We start from the raw sequence: 25679 nt of genomic DNA, 5'->3' as shown, positions 1-25679 counted from the left end.
ACGCGATTTATTTCGCGGCCAAGACCTCGCGAAACTGCCTGCCGTTTAGGGGCACCAGACCGATCCGCTCACGTCTGACCCAGCGCGAAATCATCAGGATGGCCACGGCTGCGAGGCCCGACGCCAGGCCGATCCAGATACCGGTGCCCTGAAACCCGAGTTTGAAGGCAAAAAGCAAACCCAACGACATGCCGAAGCCCCAATAGCCCAGGCCGGCATAAATCATCGGCACGCGGGTATCCTGCAGACCACGCAGCATACCGGCGCCGACCACCTGCGCGCCATCGGCAATCTGAAATACCGCTGCACAGGTGAGAAACGACACCGCAAGTCCGATCACCTCGGCGTTTGCCGCATCGTTGACGTCGACAAATGCGCCGATCAGCCATCGTGGCGCGGTAATCATCAACACACTGGTGCTCACCATGAATGCAATCGCCAGGGCAAACGACGTCCATCCTGCGCGGGCAATCCCGTCGAAATCTCGCGCGCCGTACGCCCGACCGACACGTACCGTCGCCGCCTGCGCCAGTCCCATTGGCACCATGAAGGAAACCGACGCGATCTGAATTGCAATGGCATGAGCCGCGATCGAGGCTGTTCCGAACTGTCCCATCAGGAATACCGCGGCATTGAACACGGTGATCTCGAAGCCGAGCGCCGCGCCAATCGGCAGACCGACGCGCCACAGCGTGACGAGACGCGGCCAATCGGCGTGCCACCAGTTCCCGAATAGATGATAGCGACGGAACTTGTGGCCAAAGCTCACCACCAGCACCAGCCCGGCGAACAGGAAGGTGTTCGACAAAGTCGTCGCGATGCCGGAGCCGCGCAGGCCAAGTGCCGGCAGACCAAGATGACCGAACACAAGCGCCCAGTTCGCGACGATGTTGAACAGGATCGCGACCGCGGTCACGGTCATTGCCCATAGCGGCCGCTCCAGTGCGGCAAAGAAGGAGCGCAACGCGATAAAGCCGAGCGTCGGAAGCATGCCCCACTGCAAAGCGCGCACAAACACCTGAGCTTCGGCTGCAAGCTGCGGCTCCTGATCAAACAGAAGAAGGATCACTTCGGTATGCCAGAGCAGTGCCCAGCTCGGCACTGCAATCAGAACCGACGCCCATATCCCCTGCCGAAACGTCCGCCGCACGTCGCGCACCATATGCAGCTTGCGGCCAAACGCCTCGGCCATCATCGGCGAGGTCGCGGTGACGACGCCAATGCCGAAAATCAGGATCGCGAAGTACAGATTGACGCCAAGGGTTCCGGCGGCCAGCGCGGAAGCACCAACGCGGCCCAGCACGATCACGTCTGTCGTGGTCAGCGCGATTTGCGCGAGGTTGGTGAGGACCAGAGGCCAACCGAGCGTCAGGGTGGCCCGGAATTCTCCGAGCCAAACATCGCGCGAGAGTGCGCTATGGCGAGCGTCAAAAAGCATGGCGACTTCGTCATCAACACGGCAATCGGGGCAGAAAGACAATATCGGGACGACGGACACCTCTCACCGTGTCGCCGGAGGTGTCGTATCTCGTTCATTGACCGCGCTTATAGCGCTTTCAAACGATCCGGCGCCGGTTACGCAGGAATAAACGCAACACGCCACACACTCATGCCGCGCCGGCCGAATGTGCAGACCTATCCGCAAGCCGCGCGGCCTCGATCCAGAACACCTCGCCCTCGGACTCCTCGGTATCGAGCCAGAGCAAATCCGCGCGCGGATAAGCCTTTTCGATCGCCGGCTTGCAGCGACCGACCTCGCACAACAGTCCGCCGCCGGGCGCGAGATGAGTATTGGCGCCGTCGATGATCTGTCGCACCAGATCGATGCCATCGGCACCGCCGTCGAACGCCATCCGCGGCTCCGCAAGACACTCGTGCGGCAGGCCCGCCATGCCCTTCGCATCGACATAAGGCGGGTTCGAGATAATGAGATCGTACCGCTTGCCACTGACTGCTGTGAACAGATCGCCCTGCGCAACATGGATGCGATCGGCAAGGCCGTGCTCGCGTACATTGCGCGCTGCGACCGCGAGCGCGTCCGCCGACAGGTCAGTCGCATCGACCGTCGCATTCGGAAATGCGCGCGCGGCCAAAATGGCAAGGCATCCAGAGCCGGTACATAGATCGAGCACACGGGTTACGGTTGCGGGATGACGCAAACGCAGCACATCGTCGTCGCCGAAATGCGAATCCAAAATTTCCCCGATGAACGAACGCGGCACGATCACGCGCTCGTCGACATAGAACGGCAAGCCGCGCATATACATCCTGTTGACGAGATAGGCGGCAGGCTTGCGGGTTGCGATGCGCTGCTCAATCCAGCCAAGAATGCGCCGGCCCGCCGCCTTCGGCACGCGCCGCGCCGCCTGCGGTTCGACCTCGTCCGGATGCAGGTGCATGGCCTCGCCGACCAGGAAGGCCGCCTCCGCGACCGGATCGGTGGTGCCGTGCGCGAAAATGACATGCGCGCGCTCAAGCCTTGCGGCTGCATGACGAACATAGTCGAAAATCGTCTCGAGTTCCGGAGTCGAGGCTCTGGCAACGGCAGAGTTTGCAGCCTTTGCTGTGGCTCGCTCCGGCGGGCGTTTTCGGTTCGAGCCGGCGGCCGCGACTTTGGATCGTCCGCCGCGTGCGGCGGTCCTCGCCATCAGGATTTGGCCCAGCGCGCCGCAGCGGTGTCGTCGCGGTCGTGGGCATCCACCCAGCTGGCCCCGGCAGCGCCCTCCTCGCGTTTCCAGAACGGCGCCTGCGTCTTGAGATAGTCCATCAGGAATTCGGCGCCCTGAAATGCCGCCTCGCGATGCGACGACGCAGTGACCACGAGAACGATGTTCTCACCAGGGACGATCCGGCCGTAACGATGAATGATGGTGATGCCTGTGAGCGGCCAGCGCGAGAGCGCCTCCTCGGCGTGACGCGCGATCTCAGCCTCCGCCATGCCTGGATAATGTTCCAGCATCAGCGCGGCGATCGCATCGCCACCCTCGCCGCCAGCCTGGTCGCTTCTGCAAATGCCGGAGAAACTCACGACGGCGCCGATGTCGGTGCGGCCGCGCGACAGCGCCGCGACTTCGCGCGCGACGTCGAAGTCGGTTTCCTGCAGGCGTATGGTGACGGGAACGGTCATCGACGGAGCCGGAGTTGACAGATCAGCCGCCGGTCATCGGCGGAAAGAAGGCAATTTCGCGCGCGCCCGCGATCGTCGTGTCCTGATTGACATGCATCCGGTCGATCGCGGCGCGGATCACCTTTGGCTTCTCGAATGCGTGGGCGTATTCATCGCCCCGCTGCGACAACCATGCGATCAGATCGGCAACCGTCGCGACGGCCGGCGGGGGATCGAGCGCCTCCTCGGCCTTGCCGACCCGCTCGCGCACCCAGGCGAAATATAGCACCTTCATTTTTCATCCTCCGCCATGAGGTGGTGAATACCGGCGTGGAAATAGTCCCAGCCCGTATAGATGGTGAAGATCGCCGAAATCCACAATAAGACCAGGCCAATCATGGTCGTGAACGGAAATACCAGATTGGCGGCGTCGCCCGCCAGCAGAAAGCCAATGGCGACGAGTTGCACGGTCGTCTTCCATTTCGCGAGCTTGGTTACCGGCACGCTGACGCGCAGCTCCGCGAGATATTCGCGCAGACCCGACACCAGGATTTCGCGGCACAGGATCACGATGGCGGCCCAGAGCGTCCAGCCATGAATGCTTTCGTCGGCCGCCAGCATCAACAAACACGATGCCACTAGAAGCTTGTCGGCGATCGGATCGAGCATCTTGCCGAGTGCCGACTGCTGGTCCCAAATTCTAGCATAATATCCGTCGAAAAAATCGGTGATGCCAGCCGCGATGAACACGCCCAGCGCCACCCAGCGCAGCCATAGCGGCCCATCCACGATCGACTGCATATAAACGCAGCCGACCACCACGGGGATGGCGGCAATCCGGGCACAGGTGAGAATGTTCGGAAGCGACAGCATGTGCTTCGCGGTCGCCTGGCTGGTTACGGTGCTCATTTCATCTTACCAATACTGTCACAGGGCGAACGTCAACCGGCCGCGCCGCTCAATTTTGCCGACCTCGCGGCTGCCGTAGTCTTAATTCATTGATCTTGATACGAAAAAGAAGACCGGATATCATAACAAATCCCCTACGCCGGCCGAGCGTGGAAAAAATCGAAGATCCTGCGGGCACTTTCGGCGCTTATGCCCGGAACCTTGCCGAGGTCTGCCAGCGACGCCCGCTCAATCTCCTTTAGCGTCCCGAAGTGATGCAGCAGCGCGCGCTTACGCGCGGGGCCAATACCGGAAACTTCCTGCAATCCGGCTTCTCGGATGTCCTTTCTACGCAGCTTACGATGCGATCCGATGACAAACCGATGCGCCTCATCACGCAACCGTTGGATAAAATACAAAATCGGATCCCGCGGTTCGAGCTTGATGGCTGGACGATCCGGCAGGAACAGGGTTTCGCGGCCGGCATCACGGTCCGGTCCCTTGGCAACCGCCACCAACGAGACCCGGCTCAGACCCAGCGCCTCGAATATCCCGCGGGCGGCATTGAGCTGGCCGAGGCCGCCGTCGATGATCACGAGATCGGGCCATTGCGGAACGGCGTCCCGTTCCGATTCAGCTTTCTGCGTCAGCAATCTCTTGAACCGGCGCTCCAACACCTCACGCATCATCGCGTAGTCGTCACCGGGCGTCAGGTTATCAGACTTGATGTTGAACTTGCGGTACTGATTCTTGAGAAAGCCTTCGGAACCGGCGACGATCATCGCCCCTACCGCATTGGTGCCCTGGATGTGACTGTTGTCGTAGACTTCGACGCGCTGCGGCACCTGCGGCAGGCCGAGCACCATCGCCAACCCCTGCAACAGCCGCGACTGCGTCGCGGTATCCGCCAGTTTTCGGCCCAGCGCTTCGCGGGCGTTGGTCAACGCGTGTGCGACCAACTCCTTCTTTTCGCCCCGCTGCGGCATTAAGACCTTGACCCCGTAACCAGCCTTGATCGACAGCGCATGGGCGAGCAATTCGCTTTCCTCGATCGGGCGCGATAACAGGATCAACCTGGGCGGAGGCTTGTCGTCGTAGAACTGGGCGAGGAATGATCCAAGCACCTCCTCCGGCGTGAACGATTTCTCCGCGCGCGGAAAATAGGCCCGGTTGCCCCAGTTCTGTCCGGTGCGGAAGAAGAATACCTCGACGCAGAAATAGCCGCCCTCCTGATGAATGGCGAAAACGTCCGCTTCTTCCACCGTGCGCGGGTTGATGCCTTGTTGCGACTGGATCGCCGACAGCGCGGCCAGTCGGTCGCGATAGAGCGCAGCGCGCTCAAAGGCGAGATCGTCGGAGGCTTTTTCCATTTCCCGCGCCAGCTCCTCCTTCACGGCACGGCTGCGACCGGACAGGAAATCGGTCGCCTCGCGAACCAATGCCGTATAGCCGGGAAAATCGATCTCGCCGGTGCAGGGACCGGCGCAACGCCTGATCTGATACAGCAGGCAAGGCCGCGTTCGGCTTTCGAAAAAGGAGTCGGTGCAGGAGCGCACCAGGAACGCCCGCTGCAACGCCGTAATGGTGCGACCGACGGCGCCGGCGGACGCGAAAGGCCCGAAATAGCGGCCCGGCCGCGACTGCGCGCCGCGATGTTTGAGGATCTGCGGCGCCCAGTGGTCGCCAGTGATCAGAATATAGGGGAACGACTTGTCGTCGCGAAGTTGCACGTTGAAGCGTGGCCGCAACTGCTTGATCAAATTCGCTTCGAGCAGCAACGCCTCGGTCTCGGTCTCGGTCGATACGATCTCGACGGTGGCCGTCGCCGCAATCATGCGCGCGATGCGCATCACCTGGCCTGTCGGCCGCGCATAGGACGACAAACGCTTGCGCACGTTCTTGGCTTTGCCGACATACAGCACGTCGCTCGCTGCATTCATCATACGGTAGACGCCGGGCGAGGTGGGCGCATGGCGAATCGCGTGTTCGATCGCCGCACGTCCGATCGCGAGCGGAGCCTCCGCGATCGTATCGGACGTATCGTCCGGAAGATCAGGCAGCCGCGACTCGTCGTCCTCGTCGGTCTCAATGGTTGCGGGATCGACGTCCTGTTCCGTCGGCACCCCGCCGCGCCGCCGCATGTCCGCTCCGGAACCAGGCGGCTGTCTTGGCCCGATCGGCTTCGCAGGATCGGAGGAATCGGTCGTCATGTCCCTCAGTTAAGCGATGAAGCCGGCCGATGCCAGCGATCCACTCCCAGGCAGGGCGAGGCTTTGGCTCTGCGCAAAGCGTCACGCGACCGGTTCCCGGCGCGGCCATGCCGATAACACTTTCTTAAGGACAAGAGTCGGCGGGGGCACCGTCTTAAGGACCGTTTAACTTAAAACTTTCGATAAATCCTACGTATCGAATTTAGCATTTCGTAGCCATACGGACCTGGCTCGCGCGATGTCACGGTGGGAACGGTAAAAGGGTTGGAGTGCCGAGATGACCAAGACAATGATCGCAGCATTGGCTGCAGTGGCATCCACAGCGCTGATCGGCACCGCGCAGGCCGCCGATTTCTCCTACCGGGCGCCCTACACCGTCAACCAGCCGCTCAATGCCTTTAGCTGGGCGGGACCCTATCTGGGCGGCAACCTGGGATATGCCTGGGGCAGCGTCCAGAACAGCCTCACCAGGCCGGACGGCGTGTTTGGCGGCGTGCAGGCCGGCTACAACTGGCAGAGCGGTGCGCTGGTGTTCGGCCTCGAAGGTGACATCCAGGCCAACGCCGCCAACGATACTTTCGCGGCCTGGAAATTCTCAAATCCCTGGTTCGGCACTGTGCGCGGCCGTGTCGGCTACGCGTTCAACAACGTCCTGGTTTACGGCACCGGCGGTCTTGCCTTCGGTAAACTGCGCGCCGAAACCTTCGCTCTGTCGGAATCCCACACCAATGCGGGCTGGACGGTCGGAGTAGGCGCTGAAGTTGGTATCTACCAGAACTGGACCGCAAAGGTCGAGTATCTGTATGTCGATCTGTCGAGCAGCAATTTCACGATTACGGGCGCGCCTCACAGCTACCAATCCGGAATGGTCCGCGCCGGGGTAAACTATCACTTCTAGAGATCTTTTTGATTTGACGCGTTTTCTTCGAGCGAACCGGATCCCACTTCGCTCGAAAACGCTATAACGAGAACAATAATCATCACACCAACCTCCGGCCGTTCGCGGCCGGTTTTTTTTGACGGCAATCCGCCCAGGCATGGCCGGCTCAATCGGTGATCGCCTCAAGCTTGAAGCGGGCGGCGCCGCCCTGGCCCAGCGGTTTCTCCAGTTCGGGAAGGATGGACTTGAGTTCGGCTCTCAACGTCCATGGTGGATTGACGATCAGAAGCCCGGCCGAAGTGAGTGGCCCGTCCGGGGTCTGCGGCGCCACGCTGAATTCCAGTCGCAGGCATTTGTCGGCGTCGCCGCCCGCGACGGTGCCGACCCTGCGGGCCAGATCGTCCGTCGCCCGGCGCCGCTTTGCCGGATACCAGAGCAGGTAGCAGCCGGTCGGCCATTTGGCGAAGGCTTCGGAGAATCCGCCGGCGAGGCGTTCGAACTCGTCCTTGCGCTCGAACGGCGGGTCGATCAGCACCAGCCCGCGCCGCTCCTTCGGAGGCACGAAAGCGGCAAGCCCCATCCAGCCGTCAAGATCGACCACGTTAGCCTGGGTGTCGCGGCGCAGCGCTCCGATCAAGTGCTTGCGTGCAACAGGCTCGATTTCGCAGGCGACCATCCGGTCCTGCGGCCGCAGCAAAGCACGCGCGATCAAGGGTGATCCTGGATAGCAGCTCAGGTCACGGTGGGGATTGAAGGCCCTGACGATATCAAGATAGGGCGAAACCAACTGAGCAACGGGGTCGGAAAAGCGTGCTTGCATCAGCCGCGCAATGCCGGTCAGCCATTCTCCGCCGCGATCTGCCTCCTCACCGGTCAGATCGTAGACGCCCGCGCCCGCGTGCGTGTCGATGACACGGAAGGCCGCCGGCTTCTCGTGCAGATAGGTCAGGACGCGGACCAGCACGATATGCTTGATGACGTCGGCGAAGTTACCGGCGTGGAAGGCGTGGCGGTAATTCATGGTGCTGAAGTTCTTTTGGTATTTCTCGGAGCAACGCCATTAAGTCCGGCCAGACGTCTTACCGTTCCAATACGCGCGGAAGGAGACGAAATACTACCCGCCGCGCACCGGAGGCATCACCACCTGGTCCCGGACGCAGGCGCGCCGGTCGATTTCCTCACACGCGCGGAATTGCAGGTCCTTGTTCATGCAGATTCGCACCTCGCTGAGCCTGGTCCGGTCGCAGATCACCGCAATTGCGGACTGGCTGAGGCCCGGATTGTTCTTGATGAAGGCGCTCTCGATAGCATCGGGCGTCGTGCTCTTCGGTGCGGCGAGATCGAGGAATTCCGCCGGAATCTTCACAGCGGCGCGTGATTTGCGGACAGTCTCGAAGTAAGCCTCTGCGCTGAGCCCTGAGCAGGTGCCGTGCTTATCCCACTGGCTGTAGATCAGACCCGGCGCCGGCATCAAATCCAGCATCGAGGTCATGATGCGGCGATCAAGCCGCGGCGCAGGACGCTGACAATAATCGGGAAAGCCGTGCTCGTATTGCGGCCAAAGGCCGTGCACCACAAAAGAGAACGGTCGCTCGCCGCACTGGCCCTGCTGCGACCGGCTGGAACTGCCGCGTTCCGCCGCGGCAGCGCAGAACGACGGAGACCATGACAGCGACAGCACATAGAAATCGAATGCGCCGGGCGCATTCTGTCGTTGGTCTTTTGCCGCCGCATCGGCCGTCCACCCCGCAAGCAGGATCAGCCACGACATAATAGACGCGGCCGCCGCGCGAGACACCCACTTCATGACGCCAACTCCTCAGCCCCAGCCGGAATCCGGTCCTCGCGCGATATCCGACGAGAACCAGGCCACCATAGCATAACGACCCGAGGCCGGGACATCTCTGAAGCTCTATAAGGATAGTGTATAAGGGGTTTCCGCCCGCCCTCGCGATGAGAACACGGGTCAAGCCTTTCCCTTCCGGGATCAGAACCAAGCCCTTCTTATTTATGGTTGGGCGGTTAGGCAGCCCGGATTATAGGCCCAGTTGCGATCAAGGCCGACCACGCACCACTCGACGCCCTGCCCCATGCTGGCAATCCCGCCGTCCTCTATGATGGAATAATGCACGGTGCGGACTTTGCCGTCGCTGACCATCGCCTCGGCGGTGCAGTAGCGGCGGGGGATATTGTTGGACTCCCGGGGCCGGAACGCCTTTTCATGGACGTTGCCATAGGCGGTGATGCGCAGCGGGGAATTCCAGAACTTCCTTTCCTTCTCCCAAAATTGCGTCGTGATGGTCGGCAACCCGGCCTCACAGCCCGGCAACCGCCCCTCATAGGACGGCCCGAACACAGGAAAATTGAATGCGTGCGCAACCGGCATCGTCGCGAACAGCCCCAATGCTGCGCCGAGCATCGTGCCGACAGCGGGTTTCTTCAAGGATGTGATAAGGTTGCGCATGGAGTTCCGCCGATGAATCTAAGCCTTCTGACGGTGCCGCGAAGCACGCGCAAGGTCAAGTGCGGCAAGGCAACACCCGCAGCCTAACTCCATGAGGAACGGCTCGCTGTTCTTTCCACAGCCCGCTCCGCGTTCTAAGGTTCGAGTCGCAACGATGGAGATGAGGATGAGATTGTTCGGAGCGGCTTTGCTGGCGGCGATGACCAGCGCGCTGGTTTGCGGATCAGCGCAGGCCGACTGGGTGCCGCCGCTCAAAGGCAACGACACCGGCGGTATTATCTCCTATTCGCTGGCGCATCAGGCAGATTTTCGCGTGATTGCGGTCGATCACTGTGCGCGCTACGGCAAAGTGGCGAAGTTCCTCGGCGTCCAGGCCTATCCCGGCGGCTACATCTCGTTCGCTTGCCGCTGGGTGCCCTATGGTCCGGATCAGCCTCCGCTGCAGACGCGCTACTGAGCCTGCACCCTTGTGGAGTGAATTCGGCGTTCGCTGCCAATTTTACAGCAAACGCTGCAAGCGACTCCCAATCAAAAACTTTTTAGTGTGGCTGTCCCCGGCTATTCAAAGGGGATACGAATGGCAGGTCCGCGCCACGACATCCCACCGACGGAGCTTGCGATGCGACGGTCTCTTCGGCTCTCGATTTCTCTCCTGCCGCTACTTCTTCTCTCCGCAGCACCAGCGCTGGCGGAGGTGCAACTGCCGCTGCGCAAGGCCGGGCTTTGGGACATCAAGCTGGACCACGAGGGCGGCAGAATGCCGGCGGTTGTGGTTCAGCAATGCACCAGCGAGGCCGTGGACCGCGAGTTCATGTCGGATTTCGCCCCCTCCGCCAAGCAGAACTGCTCCAAGACCGACATCCAGAAAGCCGCAACCGGCTACGTGATGGATTCGGTCTGCACCATGGCCGGCACGACCGTGACATCGCACGCCGAAACCTCAGGCGATTTCAACTCCGCCTACACGGTGAACGTCACCTCGCACAGCCAAGGCGGCAAGCTCGGAAGCCAAGACAACAAGGTCACCATAGCGGCGAAATGGGCCGGCCCTTGCAAGGAGGGCCAGAAACCCGGCGATGTCGTGATGCCCGGCGGCTTCAAGATGAACGTGCGCGACTTTGAAAAATACAAGTCGATGGTGCCGCACTAGAGCCTTTCTGCTGCGGGACAGAATCAGAAACCCGGATCTTTCTTGACGCGAAGCGGTATCCGCTTCGCTCGAAAAACGCGCGAGCCTGCGCAGGCAAGACGATGGCTAATCCCACCTCACGCCGTGACGCGTGAGCAGCTTCCGCACTTCGGCGACGAGATCACTCTCGCTGACTTCAATCTGCGCCTCAGCCTGCTTCTTCAGATACTCAGCTCGGTCCTCGATCGAGGTCAGCCCGGCGCCCGCGATCAAGTCCTTGATCTGCACCTTGCCGTTGGCCTTCTCGTCGCTGCCCTGAATGATCGCGCACGGCGAATTTCGCTTGTCTGCGTATTTCATCTGCTGGCCGAGCGAATGTTTGGGATTGCCGAGATACAGCTCAGCACGAATTCCCGCGTTACGCAGCGCCGCGACCATTTTCTGGTAACCCGCGAGGTCGCCGCCGAACACGGTGACGACCACCGGACCCGGCTGCGGTTTTGTGTCGAGCTTTCCGAGCATGGTCAGCGCGGCTTGCAGACGCGAGACGCCGATGGAGAAACCGGTCGCCGGCACCGGCTCGCCGCGGAAGCGCGAGACGAGACCGTCGTAACGCCCACCGCCGCCGACCGAGCCGAAGCGCACCGGGCGACCCTTTTCGTCCTTGGTTTCGAGCAGCAATTCTACTTCGTAGACCGGACCGGTGTAATATTCGAGACCGCGCACGACGGAGGGATCAATCAAAACGCGGCCATCGTCATAGCCGGAAGCAGCAACCAAATTCTTGATTTGCGTTAGCTCGGCGACGCCTTCTTTTCCCAGAGCATTACCTTCAACGGCATCTTCGAAATTAGCGATCGTTACTTCGTTTGAGCCGACGGTGCTTTTAGAGCCTGACGTTTCACCGTGCCATCCGGTAAAATTCACGACTCGAGAAATCCCGATAACATCTAGACCCGCACCCTTGGTGAAATCGCCCTTGCCTTCCTCGCCCCCGTCCCACCGACCGTCGCCGAGCAGTTTCTCGACCTCCCCGATCGGAAACTTGTCCAGTTTATCGATCGCGCGCAGCACCGTGAGTCTGCGTCCTGCGTTCTCGTCGCCACCAAGCCCGATGCTTTCCATCACGCCATCGAGCACCTTGCGGTTATTCACCTTCACCACGTATTGCCCACGCGGGATGCCGAGCGCTTCCATGGTGTCCGCGGCCATCATGCACATCTCGGCGTCGGCGGCGGGCGACGCGCTGCCGACCGTATCGGCATCGAACTGCATGAACTGCCGGAAGCGTCCCGGTCCCGGCTTCTCGTTGCGGAACACATAGCCGGCGCGATAGCTGCGATAGGGCAGCGCGAGGTTCTGAAAATTTTCAGCCACATAACGCGCCAGCGGCGCGGTGAGATCATAGCGCAAGCTGATCCACTGCTCGTCGTCATCCTGAAACGAGAACACACCCTCATTGGGGCGATCCTGGTCCGGCAGGAATTTTCCGAGCGCGTCGGTGTATTCAAAAGCGGGCGTTTCGACCGGCTCGAAGCCGTAGCGCTCGTAGACCGCGCGGATTTTTTCCACCATCTGCCGCGTGGCGGCGATAGCGGCGGGCCCGCGATCCTCCAGCCCGCGCGGCAGGCGGGCGCGGAGTTTTTGCGGCTTTTTCGGTTTCTTGTCGGACATGGGACTCGCTGCTGTGTTTGTAGATTTCCGTCGTCTACAAAATCAGCGTCGGGTTACCAGCCGACGGGCAAGCGGGCAAGGCGAACTCGTTATCCCTCTCCCCTTGCGGGAGATCAATTCACCAGCACAGCCCCGTCGCAGCGGATGCCGGAGACCCAGACATCCGCCTGCCCGATGCCGACGCCGAGCGTCGCCAAAACCTGCGCCAGCACCTGATCGATCGACGCGGTGGCGCCGCTGATGATGCCCGTCACGGCGGGCCCGAGACCGGGGATGGGCAGGCCCAGCGGCCCCACATTGATCTTGAGCGAGAGATCGCCGAGCAAGCTCGCGGTCAATGACGAGGTGAAATCGGTTGTGGTCACGGTCTTCTTCGTCTGCGCGGCAATGTCTGCGTAGCTGAAGGACACCGGCGTCGGCGCGGTGTTGCCCATGCCGGCATGAGCGCGGCCTGTCACGGTGACTGCGCCGAGATTGACCAGCATCGCCGCGCCTGGGTCCGGCTTGCTGGTGAAGTTGGTCATCTCGGCCGCCGACACGTTGCCGATCCAGGCGTCGACGATGCCGGGCGTGACGCCCAGCGTAACGTTGGATGTGCTGATATCGGGACGGCCGCAGCTCACAGCGTTCAGCGTGGCCGTGCCAGAGGCGACCTCGACATAGACCGGAAGATTGACGGCCGCGACCGGGCCGCTGCCAAGCAACTTGATCGATACCAGCACGCGGGTCTGTGCGGTGTGCACGCTCGCGCCTTCAGTCCCGACCGTCATCCAGCTTGTCCCTTGCGGGCGCTCACCGACCGTCGCCATCACGGTGACGCTGGCGATGCCGGGTAGTCCGAGATTGACGGAGGCCGCGATCTGGTTGCTGCCATTGGCGATCGCACCGGTCGCCGAAAGCAGATCGAACGCCGAGACGCTGACGCCTGTTTTCGGTTTCGAGCCGACCGTCATCGCCGCATAGGGGCCAACGTCGATCAGCTTCCCCGGCACGATGGTGGTGGTTAGCCCGGCAAGCGCCAGCGAGACGTTCGACAGCGCCGTGGTCGCGGCGTTCATGCCGTTCGCCGCCTGCTGCGCGCTCAGCATCGCCGCCACGATGTCGCCGACCTTCACGTCGCCGGACAGCACGGAGTCGTAAGTGACGCCGGTCAGGTCGAGCCGCGTCGCCAGTGCGTTGATGAAATCAAAGGCGTCGATGTGAGCGTCGATCAGCGCCTGATAGTCCATCGCCGAAAGCGACAGCGTCGTGCCGAGCATTCGGCCAAGCATTGCATTGAGCAGGCCGCCATTGAGCGAGACCAGCCGTGAGCCGATCGCGAACGAGGCAAGCGCCGTGCTCGCGGCCGTTGCCCTGCTGGTGATATCGAAGTGGCTGCTGCCGCCGGTGAACATGCGCGCGAAATAAAGCGGCGTCTCGGTACGCAGCGTGACCCGCGCCGCGTTGGGCGCGCTGGTCGCGGGGGTGACGAAGCGCGCCTGCGGCGCCAGCGCTGCATTCGCGGTGAACGTGCCGAGTTCGACGGAAAGCAGCGCGTTCGCCGGATAGTCGTTGGCCATCACGGTGGCGGCGGCCGCACTCGTGGCTTTGCCAAGGTTGCCTGCGGCGACGATAGCCGCAAGGTCGGCGGCGCTCTGCGCCTTACGGCGGTCGGCGTAGATCGACCCGACATCCACGCCGAGCGCGGTGCAGCCGAGCACCAGCACCATGCACCCGGCCCCCATGATCGCGAAATTGCCGCGCGTATCCGAAATGAAGCGCCGAAGCAGGTTCCGCATCATGCGTCTCCTCAAAAGCCGCCGAACGGAATCGCCGCTGAGCGGATGATGGTCGAAGGCGGCGTCGGCACGAACGGCAACGTGAAAATGAGGTTGTCGGAGGCGTCGTAATTGACAGTGACGACGAAGACGTCGCTGCCGGAGGTCGCCGCGTTGACGGTGAGATGTCCGGGCTGCAGCAGAGGATACGACCCGGCATTCGTCGTGACGTAGTTTTCGGCAAGGCTGATGCGCTCTGTCTCGCTCAAGCCCGCGACCGACGAACGCGCCGCTTCCGCGGCAAGTTGCTGCACACCATGCACCATGGTGAAGTAGGCGCCGAACACGACGATGCCGAATACCAGCACCAGGAACAGCGGCAGAAGTATCGCGAATTCGACCGCGGACGCGGCGCGGATGCAGCGGGCGAAGCGCGGAAGGCACAAGGCGTGGCGTGGCAAGTCTGTCATGCGGTTTATTGAGCCACACAGCTATTAAGTGTGTATTAATAATAAATCAACCAATAGTAGTATATTATGTCTCGACCGTAAGGTGAGCGCGCGTCCGCCACCTGACGACGCCGCAGATGTCCCGGCATTTTCAGCACGCGATCGATCACGCAAACTGCGTTTCGCAGGCGCGTAAAAAGTTCTAGGGTGGTTCAAGCTCAGAAGTTCGGTTCATTTTCGCTGTAGGCAAGCAAATTTCTGAACCCGAACACGCTGGAATCGTTGAGTTGGCTCTAGTCCTTTCAAATCCTGAGTCGGCACCGAAGGCGCAGCGTAGTTGAAGTGTCCACCAACGCTGATGTTGCGCGGCGGGGGTCCGAACATCATCTGCAACGCGCTGAAAAAATGAGGGATCCCCGATGTTAGACAAGAGCCTTGCCCTCAACGTGCCGAACGATCTTGCTGCGTTCTGGATGCCCTTCACCGCCAACCGCGCCTTCAAAAAAGCGCCACGGCTGCTCGCCGGCGCAAAAGGCATGCACTACATCACCACCGACGGCCGAAAAATCCTCGACGGCGCTGCCGGTATGTGGTGCTGCAACGCCGGTCACGGCCGCGCCGAGATCGCGGCGGCGATCGCCAGACAGGCCGAGGCGCTGGATTTCGCACCGCCGTTCCAGTTCGGCATTCCGCAAGCCTTTGAACTGGCAAGCCGCATCGCCGAGCTCGCGCCGGAAGGGCTCGATCACGTATTCTTCTGCAATTCCGGATCGGAGGCCGCGGACACCGCGTTGAAGCTCGCGCTGGCCTATCACCAGCTCAACGGTCAGGGGAACCGCATCCGCCTGATTGGCCGCGAGCGGGCCTATCATGGCGTCGGCTTCGGCGGCACTGCGGTCGGCGGCATCGTCAGCAACCGCAAAATGTTCGGCGCGCTGCTCACCGGTGTCGACCATCTGCAATCCACCTACAACCGCGACAAGCAGGCGTTCAGCAAAGGCGAACCGCAATGGGGAGCGGAACTTGCCGACGAGCTGGAGCGCCTCGTCAATCTGCACGGCGCCCAAACCATCGCCGCCGTGATCGTGGAGCCGATGGCCGGGTCGACGGGCGTGCTACCCGCGCCGAAAGGCTATCTTAAGCGGCTGCGCGAGATCACGCAGAAGCACGGCATCCTCCTTATCTTCGACGAAGTCATCACCGGCTTCGGACGCCTCGGTTACGCCTTCGCCGCCGAGCGCTATGGCGTGCTCCCCGACATGATCACCTTTGCAAAGGGAGTGACGAACGGCGCGGCCCCGATGGGCGGCGTACTGGTGCGCGACACCATCCACGATGCCTTCATGACCGGCCCGGCGAATGCCGTGGAACTGTTCCACGGCTATACCTATTCAGCACACCCGCTGGCCTGCGCCGCAGGGCTTGCCACGCTCGATATTTACCGCGACGAAAAGCTTTTCGAGCGTGCTCGCAGCCTGGAACCGAAGTTCGCGGACGCGATGATGAGCCTGCGCGACGAACCTAACGTGGTGGACATCCGCACCGTCGGCATCACGGCGGGCATCGAGCTCGCCCCCAACGAAAACGGGCCGGGCGACCGCGGCTTTGCGGCCCTGAGATCCGCGTTCCACGATTACGATCTGATGATGCGCGTCGCAGGCGACACGCTGGCACTTACCCCGCCGTTGATCGTCAGCGACGATCAGGTCGGCGAAATCATCGAAAAGACCGCCAAGGTGATTCGCGCCGTCACCTGAACCATCGGCCCGATTTTCGGCGGACAACTTCAGAAAGACCCATCCGCCGAATCAGCAACAATGGTAGTGCGGGGGATCGGAAGCGCCGCAGATCGCTCCACGCCGGAAGCATTTACGCCAGATGATTCGTATTTCCACGATATTCATTGCTCTCTGCATGGTGCTGGTCTCCGCCTCGGTGGGCATCGTGCTCTACACCGTTACGGCCCTGCGCGCGTCGGAGTCAGCCATCGTAGCGCTGACGGTCCTGGCATTCCTTATTCTCTACAATGCAGTGTCCATGCGGTTACGCGGCGACAACAACGCCGAAGGCCAGATCGCGGACCTGTCGCAGGGCGTCGCCGACCTTGCCCGCCAGGTCTCCGATTTCGGGCGCCGCCTCGCGGCAGCCGAAAGCAAGATTGCCTCGGCGAATTCCGCTGGTTCGGACCGCACGCAATCCGGACTTCAATCCGCGCTTGGTGAAATCAACGAACTCGGCGGGCTGGTCAAGCAGCTCGCCGCCACGGTCGCCGCCCATGACGACAAGCTGACCGACTTGCCATCAGCCGCTTCCGCGCCCGCGTTCGAACCGGTGACACCGGAGAGACCCGCCCACCGTGAGCCCCCCGCGAGGGCGATTGCACCGGCATTGACTCGGACGGCCATCAATTCCGCACGGACCGACACCGACCTACAGATCCTGGCCATCCAAAACGCCATTGAGACCGGCAGCATTGATACCTTCCTGCAACCGATCGTTACGCTTCCGCAGCGCAAGATACGCTACTACGAAGCGATGACGCGGCTGCGCAATGCCCGTGGCGCATACCTCGCAGCCGGCGAGTTCATTCCAGCCGCCGAATCTGTGGGCTTGATGGGGCAACTGGACAACACGATCTTGTTCCGCTGCATGCAAGTTCTGCAGCGGCTTCAATCGCGCAACAAGGATGCCGGCCTGTTCTGCAACGTCGCCTTGGCGACGCTCGGAAACCCCACCACATTCGCGCAGTGCCTCGACATTCTCGAAGCCAATCGTGCGTTGGCCCCCTCGCTGATTCTCGAATTCAAGCACGATACGCTGCGCGCTCTGGACATCACCGGAAGCAAACGCCTGGCCGCGATGACGCAGCTCGGCTACAGGTTCTCGGTCGACCATGTAGCGAATCTGCGAATTGAACCGCGCGAACTGGCCGACCGCGGCGTCCGCTTCATCAAGGTGCCCGCCTCGCTCCTGCTGGACCAGAAACAAACGTCGACCTCCGATATCCATCCGGCCGACATATCCGATCTGCTGGGACGCTTCGGCATCGACCTGATCGCGGAGCGGATCGAAGAAGAAGCGGCGGTCGTCGATTTGCTCGACTACAACGTTCGCTTTGGCCAGGGTTTCCTATTCGCCGCGCCGCGGCCGCTACGCCAGGATGCGGCGGAGGACACAACTGACAAGGCAAAGTCGCGCGCCAACAGCGCAGCCAGACCGGGTGAAGCCGGAACCCTGAAAACTGACGCGATCAAGCCCGAACGTTCGTCTCGCGTGACCGGCAACGCTGCCCTGGCACGTCGCGCTGGCGGCGCTGCCTGAAAGCATCCGACTGAATGACTGCCCTTCGTTTTATCGATCATCTGCGCGAACCCGCCGCCGAAAGGGATGTCGTGCTCTGCGACGTCTGGGGCGTCGTCCACAACGGTGTCATGTCGTTTTCGGAGGCCTGCTCCGCGCTGAAAACGTTCCGCAGCCGGGGCGGCACCGTCATTTTCATCACCAATGCGCCGCGCCCGGCCGACGCAGTGCAGCGGCAGTTGCGCAAGTTCGGAGTTCCGGACGATGCTTACGATGGCATTGCTTCCTCCGGCGACCTAACGCGCAACTTCATCGCAGAGCATCCGGCCAAGGCGATTTTCTGGCTGGGGCCTGAGCGCGACAGCGCGATCCACCAAGGCCTCGATCCGGTATTCGCGCCGATCGAGCACGCTGATTACATCGTCTGTACCGGCCCCTTCGACGACGAGACCGAAACCGCGGAGGACTATCGTGCCCTTATGATGCAAGCGCGCGAGCGCAAGCTGCCGCTGATCTGCGCCAATCCCGATATTGTCGTTCAAAGCGGCGACCGGCTGCTTTATTGCGCCGGCGCCATCGCAGAACTTTATCGCGAACTCGGTGGCGAGGTGGTCTTCTACGGCAAACCGCACCGGCCGATCTACGAGCGCGCCATGGCCTTGGCGCGCGAGCAGCGCGGCAAAGACACGCCGTTAAACCGGGTGCTGGCCATTGGCGATTCCGTACGCACCGACCTCATGGGTGCGCACGCCTTCGGCATCGACCTGCTGTTTCTGACGCGCGGCATCCATTCCGAGCAATTCGCCGGCATCGACCAGCTCGATCCGGCCTCGGTCAAGGAACTATTCGGCCATCCGCCTCTGGCGCTGATGCGCGAGCTGAGATGGTAGACGAACAGGACGCGGCGAAGCCGTTGCGTCGCACGTATTCTGATCGCAAACCTGGGCTCGCCGGAAACGCTACGCCGGGACGTTGTCGGGAAATACCGCTTCGATCTTGTTCTTCAGCGTCGCGGCGTTGAACGGTTTGACGATGTAGTTGTTCACACCGGCCTTTTTGGCGGCGATGACGTTCTCGGTCTTGGACTCGGCCGTGATCATGATAAACGGCGTCATCGCAAGATTGGCATCGGCACGGACTTCCTTGAGCAGGTCGTAGCCGGTCATCGGCTCCATGTTCCAGTCGGAGATCACGAGACCGTACTTCTTGGTGCGCATCTTGTTCAGCGCCGCCGAACCGTCGCTGGCGTCGTCGATATTCTCAAAACCAAGCTGCTTGAGCAGATTCCGGATGATGCGGATCATGGTGTTGTAATCATCCACCACCAGAACAGACATCGCCAAATCAACCGCCATCTCGAGCCCCCTGCGTCAGATTTTCTATGTGCGCCGAAATCGCCAAAGGCCCGCTGAAGCGGACCATCCTCGAAGCAAATACCGGTATTTTCCGCCGGTCACTCGCCTCGCGGGTAGAGTTGCATGATTACCACCAGCCCTTAAACAGCGCGTTAACCGGCCGCCGAAAGGTGCCGTCGGACGCCAAGCCGACTTGACTTCGATCCGGCCGCAACGTCACGGTCCGCCACTGAAACCCTTCAATGAACGCGATAATGGCCTCGGGATTCACGATTATCCGCGATATCGCTCCCGCTGCCGCTATTCCTAAAGGAGGAGTGGTGGCAATGGGAAATTTCGATGGGGTGCACCTCGGCCACCGCGCGGTCATCGCGGCTGCGTTCGAAATGGCCCGCTCCCGCGGAAAGCCTGCCTTCGCGGTGACCTTCGAGCCACACCCGCGGAAGTTCTTCAGTCCGAATGCCTCGCAGTTTCGCCTGACCGACGAAACCAACAAGCTGCGGCTTTTGGCGGGCACAGGTCTCGACGGCGCCGTGGTCATGACCTTCGACGCCGCGCGGGCCGGCACGACAGCGCAAGATTTCATTCACCATGATCTGATCGAACGCCTTGGAGTCAGCGGCATCGCCGTCGGATACGACTTCCGTTTCGGCAAGGGCCGGGTGGGATCGCCGAGCCTGCTTGTTAGCGAAGCCCCGCACCTCGGGATCGAGGTGGACGTGCAGCCTCCTGTCGACATCGACGAACGCGCGGTCTCGTCCAGCGCCGTCCGCATGGCGCTTACGGAAGGCCGGATCGCGGACGCCACCGCGATGCTCGATGGGCCATGGTTCGTGACCGGCGAGGTGATCCACGGCGAGAAGCGAGGTCGCAGCCTCGGCTATCCCACCGCCAACATCCGCCTCGATCAGGATTGCGGCCTCAAACATGGTATCTATGCCGTGCGCGTCGGCCGCAGCAAGGGAAAGGATCTCCACCGCTTGGACGGCGTCGCGAGCTTCGGCCGCCGTCCGACATTCGACAATGGCGCGCCACTGCTCGAGGTATTCGTGTTCGACTTCCAGGGCGACCTCTACGGGACCATACTGGACGTCGCCTTCATCGGCTTCATCCGCGACGAACTGAAGTTTGATGGTGTCGAGGCACTGGTTCGTCAAATGGACGATGACGCCATCCGTGCCAAAACCCAGCTCGCCGCCGCGCCTGATGCATTTCCGAAGCTGGGAGAGATCGGCTGAAGACCGAAAAACAGAAGATGCTTGCGGGCGAACTGTATCGCCCCGGCGACCCGGAGATACAGGCCGAGCAAGATGCGAACAGCGTATGGCTCGCGCGCTATAACGCGGCGATGGGGCTTCCGGAAACCCAACGCTACGCAATGCTCACGCAGCACCTTGGCCGCGTCGGCGCAGGCGTCGTGATCCGGCCTCCGTTCTCCTGCGATTTCGGCTATAATATCTTTCTGGGCGACGGCGTATTTCTCAATTTCAACTGCGTTATCCTCGACGTGGTCCATGTCACGGTCGGTGACCGCACCCAGATCGGTCCAGCGACCCAGATTTATGCCGCCGACCATCCCCGTGACGCTCAGACAAGACACGAAGGGCTCGAGTTCGGCAGGCCTGTTCGAATTGGCTCCGATGTCTGGATCGGCGGAGGCGCGATCATCCTTCCAGGCGTCGCTATCGGCGACGGAGCGGTCATAGGCGCCGGCAGCGTGGTGACGCGGGATGTCGCAGCAGGCGTTACGGTGGCGGGAAATCCTGCGCGTCGTCTCCGGAGCGGAAGTTGAATCACGACCCAGCGCTTTGCCATTCCCTCGGCTGACTGCTATGGACATTCCCATGTTTGCGCGGCGCACCATTCCAAGCATTAGCGGCCCGGCTTTCGCCTGAGCTTCGCTCGGCGCAAGACCGGGACCACCCCACTTTCCGCGCCATTCAGCCAAAGCCAGAAGCCTAGCCATATGTCCGACAAGTCGCAGAAATCCGCCGCAAAAGCCGACGCCCCCGATTACGCCAAAACCCTCTTTTTGCCGCAGACGGAATTTCCGATGCGTGCGGGATTGCCGCAACGCGAGCCGGAGATCCTGGCGCGCTGGAAAGACATTGACCTTTACGGACAGCTCCGCAAGACCGCAAAGGACCGCGCCAAATTCGTGCTGCACGATGGCCCGCCCTACGCCAACGGCAACATCCATATCGGCCACGCGCTCAACAAGATCCTCAAGGACGTCGTGACCAAGAGCCAGCAGATGCTGGGGCATGATTCCAACTACGTGCCTGGATGGGATTGTCACGGCCTGCCGATCGAGTGGAAGATCGAGGAAGAGAACTACCGCTCCAAGGGAAAGACGAAGCCGAACTTCAAAGACCCCGCAGCGATGGTGGCGTTTCGCAAGGAATGCCGCGCCTATGCCGAACACTGGCTGAGCGAACAGCGCCAGCAGTTCAAGCGTCTCGGCATCATCGGCGACTGGGATCATCCCTACGCCACCATGACCTATCCGGCCGAGGCGCAGATCGCGCGCGAACTGATGAAGTTCGCCGCTAATGGCACACTCTATCGCGGCTCCAAGCCGGTGATGTGGAGCGTGGTGGAAAAAACGGCGCTGGCAGAAGCCGAGGTCGAGTATGAGGACCACACCAGCGATACGGTGTGGGTGAAGTTTCCGGTGACCTCGCCGGCGCACGGCGCGCTGGCACAGGCGAGTGTGGTGATCTGGACCACGACGCCGTGGACGCTGCCGGGTAACCGCGCCATCAGCTTCTCGAACAAGATCGCCTATGGTCTTTACAAGGTCACCGACGCCCCCGCCGACAACTGGGCGAAAACCGGCGATCTTCTGATCCTCGCGGACAAACTTGCCGAGGACGTGTTCAAGCAGGCGCGCGTTACCGCATTCGAGAAGATTCGCGACATTCCCGCCGACACGTTAGATGCGGTGGAGTGCGCGCATCCGCTGAAAAGCTTTTCCGGCGGCTACGAATTCATCGTGCCGCTGCTGGAAGGCGATCACGTCACCGACGATACCGGCACCGGCTTCGTCCACACCGCGCCCGGCCACGGTCGCGAGGATTTCGACATCTGGACTCACAACGCGCGCGAGCTTGAGACGCGCGGAATCATTTCGACAATTCCTTATACCGTCGACGAGAACGGCGCGCTGACCGCGCAGGCGCCGGGTTTCGAAGGCAAGCGCGTCATCGACGACAAGGGCAACAAGGGCGACGCCAACGAAGCGGTCATCAAGGCGCTGGTCGAACGCGGCATGCTGCTCGCCCGTGGCCGTTTAAAACATCAATATCCGCATTCGTGGCGCTCGAAGAAGCCGGTGATCTTCCGCAACACGCCGCAGTGGTTCATCGCGATGGACCGGGATATTGCCGACAACGGCAAGGCGAAGCACGGCGACACCCTCCGCGCCCGCGCATTGCAAGCAATCAGCGTCACCCAATGGGTACCGCCAGCCGGGCAAAATCGCATCACCGGCATGATCGCGAACCGTCCCGACTGGGTGATCTCGCGCCAGCGCGCATGGGGCGTGCCGATCGCGGTGTTCGTGCGCGAGACGGGCGATGGCTCCGCCGAAATCCTGATCGACGACGCCGTCAACCAGCGCATCACCAACGCCTTCGAAACGGAAGGCGCGGACGCCTGGTACACCGATGGCGCGCGCGAGCGTTTTCTGGGATCGCGCGCCAACGAGGACTGGCGCAAGGTCGACGACATTCTCGACGTCTGGTTCGACTCCGGCTCGACCCACGCTTTCGTGCTGGAAGATCCCCTGCACTTCCCCGGCCTGAAGGACATCAAACGCAAGGCCGACGGCGGCCAGGATACCGTGATGTATCTGGAAGGCAGTGACCAGCATCGCGGCTGGTTTCACTCATCGCTCTTGGAAAGCTGCGGCACCCGCGGCCGCGCGCCTTACGATGTGGTGCTAACCCACGGCTTCACGCTCGACGAGAACGGCCGCAAGATGTCGAAATCTCTCGGCAACACCGTCGATCCTCAGAAAGTCATCAAGGATTCCGGCGCCGACATCCTGCGGCTGTGGGTCTGCGCAACGGATTATGCCGACGATCAGCGCATCGGTCCGGAAATTCTCAAGAACACCATTGAGACCTATCGCAAGCTGCGCAACACAATTCGCTGGATGCTCGGCACGCTGCATCATTTCAATCGCGGCGAGGCGGTTGCGATCTCCGACATGCCCGAACTTGAGCGCTTGATGCTGCACCAGCTTGCAGAACAGAGCGCCGTGGTGCGCAAGGCCTATGCGGAATTCGACTACAAGACGGTGGTCGCAAGTCTCGCGGCTTTCATGAACACCGAACTGTCGGCGTTCTATTTCGATATCCGAAAGGATACGCTTTATTGCGAACCGCCGTCATCGACGGCGCGCAAGGCCGCGCTGACCGTGATCGACAAACTTTGCGATTCAATCCTGAAATGGCTGGCGCCGGTGCTCTCGTTCACGACCGAAGAGGCGTGGCGGCTCTATCGGCCGGATGCAGAACCGTCGGTGCATTTAACGCTGTTCCCGGGGAGCTTCGACAACTTTCGCGACGACGCCCTGGCTACGAAATGGGAGACCGTCCGCGCGGTGCGCAGCGTCGTCACCGGCGCGCTGGAGCTTGAGCGTGCCGCCAAGCGGATCGGCTCCTCGCTCGAAGCCTCGCCGATTGTCTATGTCGCCGACCGCGCGATGCTTGGCGTGTTGTTCGACGTCGATCTCGCAGAGGTCTGCATCACTTCAAATTTTGAAGTGCGCGAGGGTAACGCCCCGGCCGACGCGTTCCGTTTGCCGAGCGTCCCCGGCGTGGCCGTGGTGATCGAGAAAGCTGCCGGGGCCAAGTGCGCCCGATCGTGGAAGATCCTGCCGACCGTCGGCAGCGACAGGGAGTATCCCGACGTATCGCCACGCGACGCGCAGGCGCTGCGGGAATGGAAGGTGCTGGGAGTAACTGTGTGACGCCAGCAGTTCGCTCCGGCATCGTTGCGGCCATCGCGGCGCTGATTGCCGATCAGGCGTCCAAGCTCTGGCTTCTGTTTGCGTTTGATATCGGCCGCCGTGGCGCCGTCAGCGTCACGCCGTTCTTCGACCTCGTGCTGGCCTGGAACACCGGCATCAGCTATGGCTGGTTCCAAACCGAAAGTCCGGCGGCTGCCGCAATCCTGCTCGCGATCAAGGCTGTCGCAGTGGTCTTGCTGGCGGTCTGGATGGCGCGGTCGCATACCCGTATGGCGACAATTGGCCTCGGCCTTATTATCGGCGGAGCTATCGGCAACGCTATCGACCGCTTCGCCTATGGCGCAGTGGTGGATTTCGCCCTGTTCCACGTCCAGGTCGCAGGTAAAACCTATAACTGGTACGTATTCAACCTTGCCGATGTGGCGATCGTTGTCGGGGTGGTAGCCCTGTTGTATGATTCTTTCCTCGGGACTTCCGCCGCAAAAGCGCCCTGATCACGGACGATTAGGGCTTACTCGGGGTGATAGCGGCTTTTGCTGCGATCCGCTGAGAAGCTGAACAGGATGAACGTGATGCGCAACACCGAACGAAACGGTTGGGACGTGCTCGGGGCCACGGCAACACTGCTGCGCGGCGTTCGTCTGGCCGCGGTCGCCACGGGCGTTGCCATCGTGCTGTCGGCGGGCATGGCCCGTGCCCAAGACGATGAAAACGCCAGCTTCGAAGACAAAATCATCACGAAAATCATGCACGGCCTCGGCGCCACCAATATGGAAAACTCAAGCATCGAGTATCGCGAGCGGTCGCCGCTGGTGATTCCACCCAGCACCGAATTGCCTCAGCCCGGCTCGGGCGTGGCTGAAGCCGGGGACCCGAACTGGCCCAAGGATCCCGACGTTGAGCGTCGCAGGGAAGCAGCAGCAGCCAAGAAGGACCGCAAGCCATCGCCTTGGCAAGGCGGACAATCGGAAGGCGGACATTCGATTCTGCCGAGCAAGCTCGCGACGAATGGTTCGGCGGCCACCGCCACACAACAGGCTGAGACGCGTCACTTGGGCACGGCGGATAATGTGAATCCATCACTCAGCCCCACGCAACTTGGCTTCGCGAGCAAGTTCAGCAATCTATTCGGCGGCAACAAAACGGAGACTGCCCCGTTCACGGGCGAGCCTGATCGTGAAAAACTGACGCAACCGCCGGTGGGCTATCAGACTCCGTCGCCGAACTTCGCTTACGGCACAGGACCCAAGGAAGCTCTCGGCAACACCTATATCGACGTCAACAGCGGCAAAGAACGGACTTACTAACCGATCGCGGCCGGCAGCGGATCACGCGACCGGACGGCCCACGTTTTCCTGCCGATCGCAGAACATGATGCAGGCCGTCTTCGGCGTTAGGCAGGAGCGGACGACACTCCACCGGAATAACTACATTCGCTGCCGTAGTCCGATCCTGACATCGTCCGATCCTGACATTGCATTTCGTTTAA

Annotated in this window: 25 protein-coding genes; 12 read left to right on the top strand and 13 right to left on the bottom strand. The window is 61.6% G+C overall.

The genetic code is table 11. The features are described from left to right. Positions 1–7: 7 nt before the first annotated feature. The 6 genes from ACZ5IL_RS06605 to uvrC all read right to left on the bottom strand — a co-directional run bounded on the left by ACZ5IL_RS06605 (position 8) and on the right by uvrC (position 6204). Entirely contained in the window at positions 8–1438 is a 1431-nt protein-coding gene (locus tag ACZ5IL_RS06605) for an MATE family efflux transporter (RefSeq protein WP_464595890.1), read from the bottom strand. A 169-nt stretch (positions 1439–1607) separates the two neighbouring features. Continuing rightward, complete coding sequence (gene prmB / locus ACZ5IL_RS06600; RefSeq protein WP_464595889.1) at positions 1608–2648, bottom strand: 50S ribosomal protein L3 N(5)-glutamine methyltransferase; 1041 nt, start codon at positions 2646–2648, stop codon at positions 1608–1610. Beyond that, positions 2648–3127, bottom strand: coding sequence for a molybdenum cofactor biosynthesis protein MoaE (locus ACZ5IL_RS06595; RefSeq protein ID WP_464595888.1), 480 nt, complete (start codon positions 3125–3127; stop codon positions 2648–2650). The genes prmB and ACZ5IL_RS06595 overlap by 1 nt, the downstream gene beginning before the upstream one ends. A gap of 22 nt (positions 3128–3149) precedes the next feature. Continuing rightward, positions 3150–3401, bottom strand: a complete 252-nt coding sequence (gene moaD / locus ACZ5IL_RS06590) for a molybdopterin converting factor subunit 1 (protein ID WP_079447551.1) — start codon at positions 3399–3401, stop codon at positions 3150–3152. After that, complete coding sequence (gene pgsA, locus ACZ5IL_RS06585; protein ID WP_464595887.1) at positions 3398–4015, bottom strand: CDP-diacylglycerol--glycerol-3-phosphate 3-phosphatidyltransferase; 618 nt, start codon at positions 4013–4015, stop codon at positions 3398–3400. The genes moaD and pgsA overlap by 4 nt, the downstream gene beginning before the upstream one ends. Before the next feature lie 134 nt (positions 4016–4149). Beyond that, positions 4150–6204: an excinuclease ABC subunit UvrC gene (gene uvrC, locus ACZ5IL_RS06580; protein WP_464595885.1), complete on the bottom strand. Its 2055-nt coding sequence runs from the start codon at positions 6202–6204 to the stop codon at positions 4150–4152. A gap of 277 nt (positions 6205–6481) precedes the next feature. Here uvrC and ACZ5IL_RS06575 point away from each other — a divergent pair, with 277 nt between their 5' ends. Then, positions 6482–7102, top strand: a complete 621-nt coding sequence (locus ACZ5IL_RS06575; protein WP_079447554.1) for an outer membrane protein — start codon at positions 6482–6484, stop codon at positions 7100–7102. A gap of 148 nt (positions 7103–7250) precedes the next feature. Here the strand turns inward: ACZ5IL_RS06575 and ACZ5IL_RS06570 are convergent, their stop codons facing one another. The 3 genes from ACZ5IL_RS06570 to ACZ5IL_RS06560 all read right to left on the bottom strand — a co-directional run bounded on the left by ACZ5IL_RS06570 (position 7251) and on the right by ACZ5IL_RS06560 (position 9548). Beyond that, positions 7251–8105 carry a 23S rRNA (adenine(2030)-N(6))-methyltransferase RlmJ gene (locus ACZ5IL_RS06570; RefSeq protein WP_464595883.1) on the bottom strand — a complete coding sequence of 285 codons (855 nt, stop codon included), beginning with the start codon at positions 8103–8105 and terminating at the stop codon, positions 7251–7253. Positions 8106–8198: 93 nt separating this feature from the next. After that, complete coding sequence (locus ACZ5IL_RS06565; protein ID WP_464596855.1) at positions 8199–8855, bottom strand: ribonuclease T2 family protein; 657 nt, start codon at positions 8853–8855, stop codon at positions 8199–8201. 237 nt (positions 8856–9092) lie between these two features. After that, complete coding sequence (locus tag ACZ5IL_RS06560) at positions 9093–9548, bottom strand: hypothetical protein (protein ID WP_079447557.1); 456 nt, start codon at positions 9546–9548, stop codon at positions 9093–9095. 166 nt (positions 9549–9714) lie between these two features. Here ACZ5IL_RS06560 and ACZ5IL_RS06555 point away from each other — a divergent pair, with 166 nt between their 5' ends. Beyond that, positions 9715–10005, top strand: a complete 291-nt coding sequence (locus tag ACZ5IL_RS06555) for a hypothetical protein (protein ID WP_464595881.1) — start codon at positions 9715–9717, stop codon at positions 10003–10005. Positions 10006–10167: 162 nt separating this feature from the next. Continuing rightward, on the top strand, positions 10168–10698 hold the full coding sequence (locus tag ACZ5IL_RS06550) for a DUF3617 domain-containing protein (protein WP_464595879.1): 531 nt from the start codon (positions 10168–10170) through the stop codon (positions 10696–10698). Between the two features lie 105 nt (positions 10699–10803). Here ACZ5IL_RS06550 and hisS read toward each other — a convergent pair whose 3' ends face one another. The 3 genes from hisS to ACZ5IL_RS06535 form a co-directional block, all read right to left on the bottom strand. Next, positions 10804–12351 carry a histidine--tRNA ligase gene (gene hisS, locus ACZ5IL_RS06545; RefSeq protein ID WP_464595878.1) on the bottom strand — a complete coding sequence of 516 codons (1548 nt, stop codon included), beginning with the start codon at positions 12349–12351 and terminating at the stop codon, positions 10804–10806. A gap of 113 nt (positions 12352–12464) precedes the next feature. Then, a complete protein-coding gene (locus ACZ5IL_RS06540; protein WP_464595876.1) occupies positions 12465–14129 on the bottom strand; it encodes a pilus assembly protein TadG-related protein in 1665 nt (554 codons plus the stop codon). Positions 14130–14140: 11 nt separating this feature from the next. Continuing rightward, positions 14141–14578, bottom strand: a complete 438-nt coding sequence (locus ACZ5IL_RS06535) for a TadE/TadG family type IV pilus assembly protein (protein ID WP_464595875.1) — start codon at positions 14576–14578, stop codon at positions 14141–14143. Positions 14579–14976: 398 nt separating this feature from the next. On the opposite strand from ACZ5IL_RS06535, the gene aptA reads away from it, so the two are divergent. The 3 genes from aptA (at position 14977) to ACZ5IL_RS06520 (ending at position 18747) form a co-directional block, all read left to right on the top strand. Then, positions 14977–16314, top strand: coding sequence for an omega-aminotransferase AptA (gene aptA, locus ACZ5IL_RS06530; protein WP_464595874.1), 1338 nt, complete (start codon positions 14977–14979; stop codon positions 16312–16314). Positions 16315–16435: 121 nt separating this feature from the next. Beyond that, a complete protein-coding gene (locus tag ACZ5IL_RS06525) occupies positions 16436–17878 on the top strand; it encodes an EAL domain-containing protein (protein ID WP_464595872.1) in 1443 nt (480 codons plus the stop codon). Between the two features lie 14 nt (positions 17879–17892). After that, positions 17893–18747 carry a TIGR01459 family HAD-type hydrolase gene (locus ACZ5IL_RS06520; protein ID WP_464595870.1) on the top strand — a complete coding sequence of 285 codons (855 nt, stop codon included), beginning with the start codon at positions 17893–17895 and terminating at the stop codon, positions 18745–18747. 69 nt (positions 18748–18816) lie between these two features. Here ACZ5IL_RS06520 and ACZ5IL_RS06515 read toward each other — a convergent pair whose 3' ends face one another. Further along, on the bottom strand, positions 18817–19212 hold the full coding sequence (locus ACZ5IL_RS06515) for a response regulator (protein ID WP_425906049.1): 396 nt from the start codon (positions 19210–19212) through the stop codon (positions 18817–18819). A gap of 26 nt (positions 19213–19238) precedes the next feature. Here ACZ5IL_RS06515 and ACZ5IL_RS06510 point away from each other — a divergent pair, with 26 nt between their 5' ends. The 6 genes from ACZ5IL_RS06510 to ACZ5IL_RS06485 all read left to right on the top strand — a co-directional run bounded on the left by ACZ5IL_RS06510 (position 19239) and on the right by ACZ5IL_RS06485 (position 25497). Then, on the top strand, positions 19239–19409 hold the full coding sequence (locus ACZ5IL_RS06510) for a hypothetical protein (RefSeq protein ID WP_464595868.1): 171 nt from the start codon (positions 19239–19241) through the stop codon (positions 19407–19409). A gap of 57 nt (positions 19410–19466) precedes the next feature. Further along, entirely contained in the window at positions 19467–20450 is a 984-nt protein-coding gene (locus tag ACZ5IL_RS06505; RefSeq protein WP_464596854.1) for a bifunctional riboflavin kinase/FAD synthetase, read from the top strand. 17 nt (positions 20451–20467) lie between these two features. Continuing rightward, positions 20468–21004, top strand: coding sequence for a sugar O-acetyltransferase (locus ACZ5IL_RS06500; protein WP_464595866.1), 537 nt, complete (start codon positions 20468–20470; stop codon positions 21002–21004). Positions 21005–21178: 174 nt separating this feature from the next. Next, a complete protein-coding gene (gene ileS / locus ACZ5IL_RS06495; RefSeq protein ID WP_464595865.1) occupies positions 21179–24190 on the top strand; it encodes an isoleucine--tRNA ligase in 3012 nt (1003 codons plus the stop codon). Then, on the top strand, positions 24187–24684 hold the full coding sequence (gene lspA / locus ACZ5IL_RS06490) for a signal peptidase II (RefSeq protein WP_464595863.1): 498 nt from the start codon (positions 24187–24189) through the stop codon (positions 24682–24684). Before ileS ends, lspA begins: the two co-directional genes overlap by 4 nt. A gap of 78 nt (positions 24685–24762) precedes the next feature. Then, complete coding sequence (locus ACZ5IL_RS06485; protein ID WP_464595862.1) at positions 24763–25497, top strand: hypothetical protein; 735 nt, start codon at positions 24763–24765, stop codon at positions 25495–25497. Positions 25498–25679 lie beyond the last annotated feature (182 nt).

Source organism: Nitrobacter sp. CN101 (assembly GCF_055390255.1).
This window is presented reverse-complemented; position numbering and strand designations above follow the sequence as displayed.